The organism is Terrirubrum flagellatum, from assembly GCF_022059845.1.
Taxonomy (GTDB): domain Bacteria; phylum Pseudomonadota; class Alphaproteobacteria; order Rhizobiales; family Beijerinckiaceae; genus Terrirubrum; species Terrirubrum flagellatum.
Window position 1 is genome coordinate 22,264 of sequence record NZ_CP091851.1, and the last position, 12,310, is coordinate 34,573.

Annotated in this window: 13 protein-coding genes; 8 read left to right on the plus strand and 5 right to left on the minus strand. The window is 63.7% G+C overall.

Annotated features, from left to right (window positions below):
* The first annotated feature begins 67 nt into the window (after positions 1–67).
* From pdxY to L8F45_RS00135, 4 genes are all read left to right on the plus strand, one after another.
* Positions 68–916 carry a pyridoxal kinase PdxY gene (gene pdxY / locus L8F45_RS00120; RefSeq protein WP_342360865.1) on the plus strand — a complete coding sequence of 283 codons (849 nt, stop codon included), beginning with the start codon at positions 68–70 and terminating at the stop codon, positions 914–916.
* A gap of 110 nt (positions 917–1,026) precedes the next feature.
* A complete protein-coding gene (locus L8F45_RS00125; protein ID WP_342360866.1) occupies positions 1,027–2,151 on the plus strand; it encodes an endonuclease/exonuclease/phosphatase family protein in 1,125 nt (374 codons plus the stop codon).
* On the plus strand, positions 2,148–3,044 hold the full coding sequence (locus tag L8F45_RS00130; protein ID WP_342360867.1) for a PhzF family phenazine biosynthesis protein: 897 nt from the start codon (positions 2,148–2,150) through the stop codon (positions 3,042–3,044). Before L8F45_RS00125 ends, L8F45_RS00130 begins: the two co-directional genes overlap by 4 nt.
* A complete protein-coding gene (locus L8F45_RS00135) occupies positions 3,041–3,763 on the plus strand; it encodes an NUDIX hydrolase (RefSeq protein ID WP_342360868.1) in 723 nt (240 codons plus the stop codon). The genes L8F45_RS00130 and L8F45_RS00135 overlap by 4 nt, the downstream gene beginning before the upstream one ends.
* A 4-nt stretch (positions 3,764–3,767) precedes the next feature.
* On the opposite strand, the gene L8F45_RS00140 is transcribed toward L8F45_RS00135, so the two are convergent.
* Positions 3,768–4,100, minus strand: a complete 333-nt coding sequence (locus L8F45_RS00140) for a hypothetical protein (RefSeq protein WP_342360869.1) — start codon at positions 4,098–4,100, stop codon at positions 3,768–3,770.
* A 130-nt stretch (positions 4,101–4,230) separates the two neighbouring features.
* Here L8F45_RS00140 and bglX point away from each other — a divergent pair, with 130 nt between their 5' ends.
* The 4 genes from bglX (at position 4,231) to L8F45_RS00160 (ending at position 9,931) form a co-directional block, all read left to right on the plus strand.
* A complete protein-coding gene (gene bglX / locus L8F45_RS00145) occupies positions 4,231–6,435 on the plus strand; it encodes a beta-glucosidase BglX (RefSeq protein ID WP_342360870.1) in 2,205 nt (734 codons plus the stop codon).
* Positions 6,436–6,447: 12 nt separating this feature from the next.
* A complete protein-coding gene (locus L8F45_RS00150) occupies positions 6,448–7,530 on the plus strand; it encodes an OpgC family protein (protein WP_342360871.1) in 1,083 nt (360 codons plus the stop codon).
* An 11-nt stretch (positions 7,531–7,541) separates the two neighbouring features.
* Positions 7,542–8,297 (plus strand): SGNH/GDSL hydrolase family protein, encoded by a 756-nt coding sequence (locus L8F45_RS00155; RefSeq protein WP_342360872.1) that lies wholly within the window; start codon positions 7,542–7,544, stop codon positions 8,295–8,297.
* A gap of 158 nt (positions 8,298–8,455) precedes the next feature.
* Positions 8,456–9,931 carry an AMP nucleosidase gene (locus L8F45_RS00160; protein WP_342360873.1) on the plus strand — a complete coding sequence of 492 codons (1,476 nt, stop codon included), beginning with the start codon at positions 8,456–8,458 and terminating at the stop codon, positions 9,929–9,931.
* Positions 9,932–10,038: 107 nt separating this feature from the next.
* Here the strand turns inward: L8F45_RS00160 and L8F45_RS00165 are convergent, their stop codons facing one another.
* The 4 genes from L8F45_RS00165 to L8F45_RS00180 form a co-directional block, all read right to left on the minus strand.
* Positions 10,039–10,515, minus strand: coding sequence for a DUF3237 domain-containing protein (locus L8F45_RS00165; RefSeq protein ID WP_342360874.1), 477 nt, complete (start codon positions 10,513–10,515; stop codon positions 10,039–10,041).
* A 75-nt stretch (positions 10,516–10,590) separates the two neighbouring features.
* The gene (locus L8F45_RS00170) at positions 10,591–10,950 is read right to left on the minus strand and encodes a VOC family protein (RefSeq protein ID WP_342360875.1); all 360 of its coding nucleotides are present in this window, start codon (positions 10,948–10,950) and stop codon (positions 10,591–10,593) included.
* 19 nt (positions 10,951–10,969) lie between these two features.
* Entirely contained in the window at positions 10,970–11,821 is an 852-nt protein-coding gene (locus L8F45_RS00175) for a helix-turn-helix transcriptional regulator (RefSeq protein ID WP_342360876.1), read from the minus strand.
* A gap of 29 nt (positions 11,822–11,850) precedes the next feature.
* The gene (locus tag L8F45_RS00180; RefSeq protein ID WP_342360877.1) at positions 11,851–12,219 is read right to left on the minus strand and encodes a GFA family protein; all 369 of its coding nucleotides are present in this window, start codon (positions 12,217–12,219) and stop codon (positions 11,851–11,853) included.
* Positions 12,220–12,310: the final 91 nt, after the last annotated feature.

The following is a 12,310-nucleotide window of genomic DNA, read 5'->3' on the forward strand; positions in this document are numbered from 1 at the left end:
CGTTTTTGTTTGACGAGGGGATCAGCCGGAGTCATGGCGCGGGTCGGTCAGGAGATTGTCGCCGCCCATGAATATCCTGTCGATTCAGAGCCATGTCGCCTACGGGCATGTCGGCAACGCCTCGGCCGTGTTCCCGATGCAAAGGCTCGGCGTCGAGGTCTGGCCGATCCACACGGTGCAGTTCTCGAATCATACCGGCTATGGCGCCTGGAAAGGCCGCGTCTTCGACGGGCCGATGATCGATGAAGTGATGGACGGCATCGCCGATCGCGGCGTGCTGCCGCGCTGCGACGGCGTGCTCTCGGGCTATATGGGCTCGTCCGACATCGGCGAGGCGGTTCTCTCCGCTGTGAAGCGCGTGAAGAGCGCCAACCCCAAGGCGCTCTATTGCTGCGATCCCGTCATTGGCGACATCGGCCGCGGCGTCTTCGTGCGGCCGGGAATTCCGGAATTCATGCGCGATCATGCGCTGGCGGCGGCCGACATCGCGACGCCCAACCATTTCGAGCTCGACTATCTCGCGGGCGCCATGACGTCGCGGATCGATGAGGTGAAACTTGCGATCTCGGCTTTGCGCGAGCGCGGCCCGAAGATCGTGCTCGTGACGTCGCTCGTCGTCGGTGAAACGCCCGACGATAAGGTCGATCTTCTGGCGGCGGACGCCGCCGGCTTCTATCGCATGCGCACGCCGAAGCTCGGGCTCAACATCAATGGCGCCGGTGATGCGATCGCGGCCCTCTTTTTCATCCATGTGATGAAGACGGGTTCGGCGGCGGAGGCGCTCGCTGCGGCCGGGTCGTCCGTCTACAGCCTGCTGCGGCGAACCGAAGAGGCGAATTCGCGCGAGATCCTCACTGTCGCCGCGCAGGACGAATTCGTGAAGCCGACATGGACGTTCCCGGTCGAGACGATCTAGCGCTTTTCCGCAGAAGGTCAGCCATACCCGCCCCCAGATCGTTTGTTTTCGCATCATCTTTATCGCAAAAGTGGCATCCACTTTTGCGGCCGATGCGCTAATGTTGCGGCATGCAGCTTCGCATCGCCACCTTCAACGTCGAAAATCTCCTGTCGCGGCAACGCTTCGGCCCGTCCGCGCGGCCGGATTCGGCCGCCGCGCTCGCTCTCTTCGGCTTTGAGCCGCCCGTGCGCGACGCGGTCGAGCGCTCCGTGTCGGTGATGCTGGAAGACGACAAGCGCCAGATGACCGGGCTCGCTATCGCCGACGCCGACGCTGATATCATCTGCCTGCAGGAAGTCGATAATCTCGGCGTGCTCGAGGCCTTCTTCCGCAACTATGTGCATCGCGTCGCCGACCATCGCTACGGTCATTTTCATCTGGTGAAGGGCAATGACGAGCGCGGCATCGACGTCGCCTTCGCCTGCCGCCGCGATCTCGTCAGCCCGCAGCAGGTGGATTGGCGCTCGCACAAGAATGCGACCTACGCCGATTTCGATCTGTTCAATGATGATCTCGCCGCGCATGGCCTTCGCCCGGATTCGCTGATCTTCAAGCGCGATTGTCTTGAAGTCTCGCTTGACATCGATGGCCGCCCTTTGAGTCTGTTCATCTGCCATCTCAAATCGATGCAGAACGGGCGCGACGATGGCCGTTTGCGCACGCATCCCGTGCGTAAGGCCGAAGCGCTGGCCGTGCGGGCGATCATCGAAAAGAAATTCGGCGCGCGCTGGCGCAAGAGCGACTGGATCATCGCCGGCGATCTCAATGATTATGTCGAGACCATCGGCCCGCTGGGCGTGGTGACGCCGATGCGTCCGAGCGCGCTCGATCCGCTGCTTGACGATTTCGCGGTCAATCCGGTCGCGGGCCTGCCGCCGCATGAACGCTGGACGCATTTCCACAAGGACTGGAGCGAGACGAAGCAGCGGCTGATCGAGGAGCATGTGCAACTCGATTATCTCCTCCTGTCGCCCGCGCTGGCAGCGCGTCAGCCGGTGGCGGTCGATATTCTCAGACGGGGCCAGCCTTTCCGCACGCCGCTCGATCCGCGCGTATCGGACCGTTCTATTGCGGCGCTATCAGCTACAGGCGGACGCTATCCCCGTATCGGCTGGGATCGCCCGAAGGCGTCGGACCATTGCCCGCTCGTCGTCACCATCACTCTTCCCCGGCGTCCCGCGGAGGCCGCGTGAAAGAACGCTCTTTCGTCACGCTTGACGTCTTCACGACACAGCGCTTCGCAGGAAATCCGCTCGCCGTCGTGCTCGACAGCGACGGATTGTCGGACGACGCGATGCAGCGCATCACGCGTGAGTTTAATTTTTCGGAGACGGTGTTCGTGCAGCCGGCGCGTCACGAGAAGGAGCGCGCTTACATCCGCATCTTCACGCGGGGCCGCGAGCTTCAGTTCGCCGGCCATCCGACAGTCGGAACCGCGGTGCTCCTTGGTTTGCGCGATCGCGGAGCGGCGGAGTTTATCCTTGGCGAGAAGGTCGGGCCGGTGCCTTGCGTCGTGCATGTCGATAGCGACGTCGCCGGCGCCGCAACCTTCGATCTGCCACGGTTGCCGAAGCAAATCACCGCGTTCGATGACCGCAAGGCGATCGCTGACATGCTGGGGCTCGATGCTTCCGACATCGGCTTCGGCCCGTATGCGCCCGCGTTGTTCGACGCCGGAGTGCCGTTTCCGATGATCCCGATCGCCTCGCGCGACGCGATCGATCGCATTCGTCTCTCGACTGAAAGGCGGGCGCAGACGACAGGCAGCCCCGGTAACGATCAACTCTATGTCTATTGCGCGGAGCCTGTCGACGCGCAGCATCATTTCTACACGCGAATGTTCGCGCCTGCTTTCGGCATTCCCGAGGATCCGGCGACTGGCTCTGCGGTCGCCGCCTTCGCTGGTGCGATTATGGAATTCGAGAGACCTGTTGATGGCGTCCATCGCTTCGTCATCGAGCAGGGCTATGCGATGGGGCGACCCTCCGACATCGAGCTGACGCTTCATGTCGAAAGCGGCGCGCTGATGCGCGCGACCATCGGCGGCGACGCGATTATCGTTACGAGAGGCGTCATCCTCGCATGAATCTTTCCGACGACGCTATCGTCGAAGTGTCCTCAGTCGATGCGCGTGTCACGCCGTTCGACTGGGCCTTTCCTCGCGACCATCGCTCCGAGATCGATGCGAACTGGGCGCGCATGATGGCCGACAAGCCGAAGATGTTCAACGGCCGCGTGCTATTGCAGCATCATGGCGAGCTTGTCGGCGACGTGTTCGTCGCGCGTTATTTCGAGACCGACTACGCCGATTTCATCGGCTGGATCAAAGCCGGCCATCCCGGCGTCCCCTTGCGCAACGGCTTCTCGATGGCGGCGCTGCGGGCGCGCGACGGCGCATTTCTGCTGGGTGAGATGGCGGCGCACACGGTGAATGCAGGCCGCATCTATTTCGCCGCGGGCACGCCCGATCGCGACGATATCCGCGAAGGCGGCGTGCTCGATCTCGCAGGCTCCGCCGAACGCGAATTGTGCGAGGAAACCGGGCTTCAGCCTAATGAGGTGGCGATCGGCGAGGGATGGGCGGCGGTGGCCGAGACGACGCGCATCGCCTTCATGCGACCCTGCCGCATCAATCTCCCCGCCGAAGAAGCGCGCCGCGTCATGCTGGATCGCATCGCCCGTCAGGACGAGCCGGAGCTCTCAGGCATTCATATCGCCCGCCACGGCGACCAGTCGCTGCATGAGCGCATGCCCGATTTCATGCGCCGCTATCTCGATTGGGTCTGGGCGAAAGAGGATGCCTAGACGATTATCCCTGTCGATAGCCGAATTTCGCCTTGGTGGCGTTGAGTTGCGCGATGGCTCCGCCGTCATTGCCGGACTGGCAGGTCGTGCGCGCATGGGCGATCTCGGCGCTCATCGCCTCATGCACCCGTTTGATCGTGTGGCCGGTCTCGAGATCATTATCGATCACCGCCTGGAAGCGCGCGACCTCGCCAGCGCAACCGCCGCCTGACGGCATCGAGAAGGTCGAGGGCGTCACCCCATTGGGCGCGGAGCCGGGCGGCGGGGGCGGCGGAGCGGCCGTGTTGCAGGCGGCGAGCAGCGCGCATGCCGAGGCGGCGAGAAAGGGACGAAGCAAAGCTTTAAGTCTCCGGACGCGAATCTCCCGCAAACCATAACATTGACGCGCGCGCCACAGCAGGGCGCCTGCGTGACATTTTGACCGGGCCGCCCTTGCTTCGGCCGGATCGGTTTGCTTTGGCAGGCTGATGATCGCCTCCCGTCTCCGCCCGCTTCGCGGCGCGCGCCTCCGCTTTGTCTCTGTTTTTCTCGCCGCGGCTCTCATCCCGTCCATCGCAAAGGCCGAGATAAGACAAGTCACGCCTGCTGATGAGGGGAAGATCAACGCGCTGATCGCGCGCATGTCCGTCAATGAGAAGATCGGCCAGCTCAATCTGGTCGGGCGGCTCGACGTGATTCCAACCGACCTCATTCGCGCGGGCGGCGTTGGCGGCGCCATGAACTACATCGATCCGCGCGAGATCATCGAAGTGCGCCGCGCGGCGCGCGAGTCGCGGCTGAAGATTCCGCCGATCATCGGGCTTGATGCGGTGCATGGCATCGCGACCTATTTTCCGCTGCCGCTCGGGCAGGCGTCGAGCTGGAACCTGCCTCTGATCGAGGAGGCCTCGAACTGGGTCGGGCGCGAAGCCGCGGCGATGGGCATCGACTGGACCTTCGCGCCGATGGCTGACCTGTCGCGCGATCCGCGCTGGGGCCGCGTGCTCGAAGGCGCGGGCGAAGATCCCTATCTCGGCGCGCAGATCGCGGCTGCGCGCGTGCGCGGCTATCAGAGGGCTGGCCTCGCTGCGACGGTGAAGCATTTCGTCGGTTACGGGGCTCCGGAGGGCGGGCGCGACTACAACTCGTCCTGGATACCGACCGAGCAGCTTTTCGATTCCTATCTTCCGCCGTTCGAGGCGGCGCTGAAAGCCGGCAGCATCACGGTGATGGCGGCGTTCAACGCGCTCAATGGCGAGCCCGCGACTGCGAGCCCCTATCTGCTCACCGAACTGCTGCGCAAGCGCTACGGTTTTCGCGGCTTCGTCACCTCGGATTTCGATTCCATCGGTGAACTTGTGCGGCATGGCATCGCGAGGGATCGCGCGGAGGCCGCGCGGAAGGCGCTGATAGCAGGCGTCGATATGGATATGTTCGGCGGCGCCTACAGCACGTTTCTTCCCGGCGAAGTGAAATCAGGACGCGTGCCGATGCGCGTGCTGGATGAAGCCGTGCGCCGCGTGTTGCGCGTGAAATTCCAGCTCGGCCTCTTCGACAAGCCCGACGTCGACCCCGCCACGACGGAAGCGAAGCTTCGCACGCCGGCGGCGCGCGATGCGGCGCGGCGCATGGAGCGGGAGTCGATGATCCTGCTCAAGAATGCGAACGACATCCTGCCGATCAAACCCGGCATTGGCTCGATCGCGGTGATTGGCGCCATGGCGCGCCATGAGGAGGATCGCATCTGGACCGACCCCGCCGGCATTCCGCGCAAGGAGACGCAGACGCTTCTCGCCGCCATCGAGGAGCGCAAAAAAGGCGCGACCGTGCGTTACGCCAAGGGCGTCGACGCCTGCGGCGTCAAATATGAGGAGAAGGACGAAGCGACGGAGATCGCGAAATCGTCCGATCTGATCATCGCGATGTTCGGCGAAGATTGCGAATGGATGGGCGAGGGCGCGTCGCGCACGCAACTCACGCTGCCGGGCGTGCAGGAGGAATTGCTGCGCGCGCTCGTCGCCACGGGCAAGCCTGTGGTGCTGGTGCTGGCGACGGGCAGGCCGCTCGTCCTCACCTGGGCGAATGACAATGTCGCCGCTATTCTGCAGACCTTCCATCCCGGCACCGAGGGGCGGACGGCGATCGCGGAAATCCTGTACGGCGAGGCCAATCCGTCGGCAAAGACGGTGATGAGTTTCCCGCGTTCGGTCGGGCAATTGCCGATGTCCTATGATGCGCTGCCAACGGGACGGCCGCAGCAGGTGCGGCAGCGCTACGAGTCGATTTATCTCGATGAAGCTAACGAGCCGCTTTTCCCGTTCGGCTATGGTTTGAGCTATACGCGCTTCGCCTACGCCAACCTCAAGCTCTCCGCCGACCAGGTGAAGCGCGACCGCACTGTCGACGTCTCCGTCGATGTGACCAACAGCGGCGGCCGCGACGGGCAGGAGATCGTCGAGCTCTATGTGCGCCAACCGGTAGCCAGCCGGTCGCGCCCGGTGCGGCAGCTCAAGGGTTTCGCGAAGGTCGCGCTGAAGGCCGGTGAGACAAAGCGCGTGACGATCCCGCTCGATGCGAAATCGCTCGGCTTTCACGACGCGAAGGGGCGCTATGCGGTGGAGCCCGGCCGCTTCGACGTCTATGTCGGCGCGGATTCGCGCGCGACGCTGACCGCGCCGCTTGATGTAGAGTAGCGAGTTGGCGCCATGAAGCGGTCGCCCAACTTGATCGATTTCTGGCGCGGCGTCGCTCTGGCGTCGATTTTCATCAATCACATTCCGGGCGTCTGGTTCGAGCGCTTCACACATCGCAATTTCGGCTTCTCCGATTCAGCCGAATTGTTCGTGCTGCTCGCCGGCTGGTCGTTGAGATTGTCGATCGGCGTCGACGCGCCCCGCGAAGGAATCGGCCGAACGGTGGCGCGCCTCGGCGGCCGCGCCGTCACGCTCTACGCCGCGCAAATCGTCATCTCGATGATCGCGCTCGCCATGATCGCGACGGCGGCGATCATGCTCGATAATCCGCTGATCCTCGACTGGCACAATGCGGGCGCAGTTTTCCACGATCCCGTTCCAGCTCACATCGGCCTCGTGCTGCTCACCCACCAGCTTGGCTATTTCGACATCCTGCCGCTCTATGTCGTGCTGATCGCGCTCGCGCCTTTGATTGCGGTGATCCATCGCGCGGCGCCCTGGGCGCTTCTGCCGGTCTCGTTCGCGATCTATCTCGCGGCGCTCATCTTCCGTTTCAATGCAGCGACCTGGCCGGTGGCCGGCGAATGGTATTTCAACCCGTTCGCCTGGCAGTTCATCTATGTCCTGGGCTTCCTCATCGCCGGCGGGGCGCGGCCGGGCCGGCCCCTGGCGCAGGCGCTGCCTTACCTGCGCTGGCCGGCTCTCATCTTTCTGCTGGTCGCCATGTGGGCCTGGCGGACCGACACAGTGCCCGATCCGCTGCAGGTCCCGGAGCCGACCACCCTGTTCGTGATCGACAAGACCTACCTGTCGCCGCTGCGCCTCATCCATGCGCTGGCGCTCTGCGCGGGCTTTGTTGCCGTATATTCAGGAATCCTCCGGTATACCCCTTGGCTGGCTAGGTTCGGGTCCGTGCTGGGCCGGAATTCGCTCTATGTGTTCTGTATAGGTTCTCTTTTGAGCCTCGGGGGACAGCTCGTGAGAGCGGCTTTCCCGGTCAATATTTGGGTCGACGCCGCGGTCGTTGGGATCGGGCTCGCCGCAATGTGGGGGACGGCATGGTTGGCGGAGGCGCAAGACCGGTTGCGAAGCTGATCGCGGGAGCGATGGCGATTGCATTCGCGGTGACCGCCCCCTCCGCCGCGACCGAGACCCAGGCTGATAATCCCTGCCAGGCTCCGACCCAGACGGTCGCCTCGGCCGCGCCGCTGCCTCGCCTCGAGAAGCTGCTTCAAGGCAAGAAGGCGGTGCGCGTGCTCGCCATTGGCTCCTCCTCCACCGTCGGCGTCGGCGCCTCCTCGCCGCGCCTGACCTATCCGGTGCAGCTCGAATCCGAGCTCGAGAAGAGCTTCAAGGGCATCCATGTCGCCATGGTCGCCCGCGGCGTTTCCGGCGAGATCGCCGAGACCACCGCCGAGCGCCTGAAAATGGAGGTCGCCCTCAACAAGCCTGATCTCGTGCTCTGGCAGGTCGGCACCAATGACGCGCTGTCGCGGGTGCCGGTTGAGGATTTCTCGCGGACGGTGAGCCGGACGCTGAAGTGGCTCAAGGCGAACAAGATCGACGTCGTCATCGTCGGCATGCAGTTCACCAGAGGGGTCGCCAAGGACGAGCATTATCGCCTTCTCAAGGATGCGCTGAAGCAGATCGCCCAGGACGAGAACGTCCCGCTGATAAAGCGTTACGAGGCGATGCAGTATGTCGAGCAGATGCGCGACAGGCTCTCGCTGATGTCCGAAGATCAGCTCCATCTCAACGATCTCGGCTATCGCTGCATGGCCGAACATGTGGCGAAAGGCATCCTCGTCAGCGTCTTCACCACCGACGCTGCGCAGAAGGCGGCTGCGACGCCGTCGCAGTGAAGGTCTCGGCGTCGGCGGAAAATCGGCGACGACGGCGACTTGATTTTCCATCTGATTGCTAAAGCCGGGCAATTAGGCGCTTTTCACTTGAAAGTGCTTCTTAAGCCTGTCCCCGGCCTTCGGCTTGGCATGGGCCGGCCTGCGTTCTAGATGTGGCCATGAAGCATGACCCTCTCTCCGATAGCACGACGAACCTGACCCCCGAAGAGGCGGTCGCCGCGCTTGAACAGCACTACGCCGCCGCGACAGACGCGCTGCGAACCGCTCTCGACAAATATCTCGCCGACCGCGACCCGCCGACCCCGGCCGAGCGCGCGAGCTATCGCTATCCCGAACTGCGCATCGACTATCATCCCGACGGAGTGACGCCGACGAGCCGTCGCGCCTATGCGAAGTTCCCGGCGCCCGGCGCCTACGCCACCACCGTCACGCATCCCGCCGCCTATCGCACCTATCTGCTCGAACAGCTCAGGCCGCTGGTCAGCGAATATGGCGCGAGGATCTCGGTCGCCCCCTCGCAGCAGGAAATTCCATACCCTTACGTCTTCGAGCGCGGCGACGAGTTGGGTCGCGGCGGCGTGACGCCGGCCGAGCTCGCGCGCTTCTTCCCGACGCCCGATCTCTCGGCGGTTGGAGACGAAGTCGCTGACGGGTTGTGGGAGCAAAAGGGCGACCTTCCGCGGCCGCTGTCGCTCTTCGATGCTGTGCGCGTCGATTTCTCACTGCGCCGTCTCGTGCATTACACGGGGACCGACTGGCGCGCCGTGCAGCCCTGGGTGCTGCTGACCAACTATCATCGCTATGTCGATCAGTTCATCGCCTGGGGCGTGAAGCAGCTCGGCGAAGACAACGCGTTCGACAGACTGGTGTTGCCGGGCAATGTCGAGATCACGCGCGGCATGTCGGAGGCCGAGGCGACGGCGCTCGCCGCGACCTCGCAATGGCATCGCTTCCAGATGCCGGCCTATCATCTCTGCGCGCCGAACGGGCAGGGCGTCACGCTGGTCAATATCGGCGTCGGCCCCGCGAATGCGAAGAACATGTGCGACCATCTCGCTGTGCTCCGGCCGCATTGCTGGCTGATGGTCGGCCATTGCGGCGGACTGCGCCAGGCGCAGCAGATCGGCGATTACGTTCTCGCCCACGCCTATCTGCGCGAAGACCATATTCTCGATGATGTCGTGCCGCCGGCCATTCCAGTTCCTGCGCTCGCCGAAGTGCAGGTCGCGCTGCAGGAAGCGGCGAAACTCGTCACCGGCGATTCCGGCGAGACGCTGAAGCAGCGCCTGCGCACCGGCACTGTCGTGACCTATGACGATCGCAACTGGGAGCTGCGCTGGAGCCAGGAGCGGCGGCGCATCAATCTCTCTCGCGCGATTGCCGTCGATATGGAGTCGGGCACCATCGCGGCGCAGGGCTATCGGCTGCGCGTTCCCTACGGCACGCTGCTTTGCGTTTCCGACAAGCCGCTGCATGGCGAGATCAAGCTGCCGGGCGCGGCGAACGCCTTCTATGATCGCGCGGTGAGCCAGCATCTGCAGATCGGACTGAAGGCGATCGATCTTCTGAAGACGCGGCGCGGCGAACTGCATTCGCGCAAGCTGCGCGCCTTCGACGAGCCGCCTTTCAGGTGAGACCGGAGCAACGTGCGGAAAAGTGGGAGCCGGTTTTCCGCAAAAAACGTTGCGACAAAAAATGGAGCGGCGCGGCGGTTCGAATTAAACGCCTGCAGCGCCGGAGGCTATCTCACCGCGAAGACGTCGTAGTCGACATAGCCGCCGGGGCCGCCTTTCAATGCCGCGATCTTGCCGATCGCCTGGATGCGATTGAGCCTTTGATAGGCGGGATGCGACGTCTGGAATGTCGGCGTCGTGATGAAGTAGCAATCGCTCGACGTCAGCGCCTCGCCAGCGCCCATGCGAGCGTAATTCTCCTGCGACATACTAACGACGCCGCCATAGGAGACGTAGATCAGCGCGCCGTCGTCAGTCCTGATCATCACGCGCGCGTCGACGCGGAAACTTCCTGACGGCATGATGCGCAGCCAGTCGCCGGACGGCGCGATGATCGCGCCTTTGAGAGCAGGCCCTTCGGCTCGTCCCTCGGCGCCATTGTGAAACACCATCAGGCTCGAATCGATCGCATGGGATCCGCCCGATCCGGGATTATGCAGACGCATCAGAAATTCGGTTTCGATATGCGTTGAAGGCTCGATCATTGAAGCCTCCTTTCCTTGAATCCTCACAGCCCGATCGCGCGAGCGAATGTCGCCCGCGCGATCGGGCGGCGGTTGCTACACGCAGACAGCCTCGACATTGTTCCCGTCGGGATCGATCAGGAACGAGGCGTAGTAGGTCGGGCTGTAGTCCTTGCGCGGCCCCGGCTTGCCATTGTCCTTGCCGCCGGCCTTCAGCCCTGCGGCGTGGAACTTGTCGACGGCGTCATGGTCTTTCGCCGAGAACGCGACATGGGCGCCGGCGCCGGATTTGGCGTCGCTTGCGTAAAGCCAGAGCGCGGGGGCGCCGGCCGGCCCGAAACCCGCATAGCCTTCGCCTTCGGAGTCGAGCACGAAACCGAGCGGCTTGAGCGCGGCCTTGTAGAAGCGGATGCTGGCGGCGAGATCACGCACCCGCAAGCCAAGATGATCATACATGAGAACCTCCGTTAGACGCTCAACTTAGGAGGGGCGTTGCGATCCGTTCTTGGAGAATCTTGCGGTCGCCTCTGGCGGCGTCGCGATAGCGGCGCGGCGAAACGCCGGCGGCGCGATGGAACGTGCGCACGAAATTGGAAAGGTCCGCGAAACCGACGTCATAGGCGACATCGGTGATGGGCGCCGCTTCCTCGGCAAGAAGGCGCGCCGCATGGCGCAAGCGGCAGCGCACGAGATATTGATGCGGCGTCACGCCGAGGGCCGCCTTGAACACGCGCAGGAAATGGAAGGCGCTAAGATCGAAGCGGGCGGCGATCTGTTCGAGATCGATTTCTTCGTGCGCATTCCCGTCGAGCCAGAGCGCTGCTTCCACGGCGCGCTTCCGGTCGCGCGGCGCAAGCCGCATGCGTGATCGCGAACGGCCAGCGACAATGTCTCCGAAGCGCTGCGTCAACATCAGCGCCGCCTCGTCCGCGCTGACATCGCTTTCTCCTGCGGCGGCGACATCGGCGAATTCGCCGGCGACGACGATCTCGGCGAGAGGCGCGACGGCGCCGATGCGCCAGGTCTTTGGATCAACGCCGATCTCATCCGCGAGCGCCGCGGAGAATTTGATCGACAGGCATTCGTCGCCGCAGGCGTGATGCGTGTGCGAGCAGACAAATTCGTCGCCCGGCGCCCCGACCATCAGCGAGCCCGGCGTCATCTCGAACGTCTCGCCGACCGCCTCGCAGCTGAAGCTGCCCTTCCGGACATAGGCGAGCGAATGCAGATCATGCATCTCCTCGAAGGGCGGATCATCAGGTCCGGAATCGCAGCGATAGTCGGTGATCGAAAGATCGGCGCTGCGGAACAGGGACTTCGCAAACATGAGCGATCAGGCTTCCGTTGTCGGCGTGGTCACCACAGATTCTTCCCGTCGATGACGTCGACGGGAATGGCGTCGATATCGACATCGTCGAGTAGCCGGATGTTGATGCTGACGCGCATCTGCGAAAAGTCAGGCTTGCCATCGACCCAACTCGGCGTCTCCGTATAGGCGCCGCAGCCGCAGATGGCGCAATGGTGATGCTGCACTGTGTAGCTGCGCCATTGATAGGTCGCGACGCGATCGCGCGCAGTGAGCAGCTTGAACTTATCGGGCGTGTGATAGCTCCAGAGCGCGCCGCGCTTGGAGCAGAAGGAGCAGGTGCAGCGCGTCGCCTTGGCCGGAATCTCGGTCACCTCGAATTGGATGGCGTGGCAATGGCAGCTTCCCCGGACGGTCATCGGATGTCCTTTCCTCTTTGCGATCTTCTAGGACAGGCCTGCTGACAGGGGCTGTCAGCAGCGAGCGGCGGCTTGACCGATTTGCATAGGC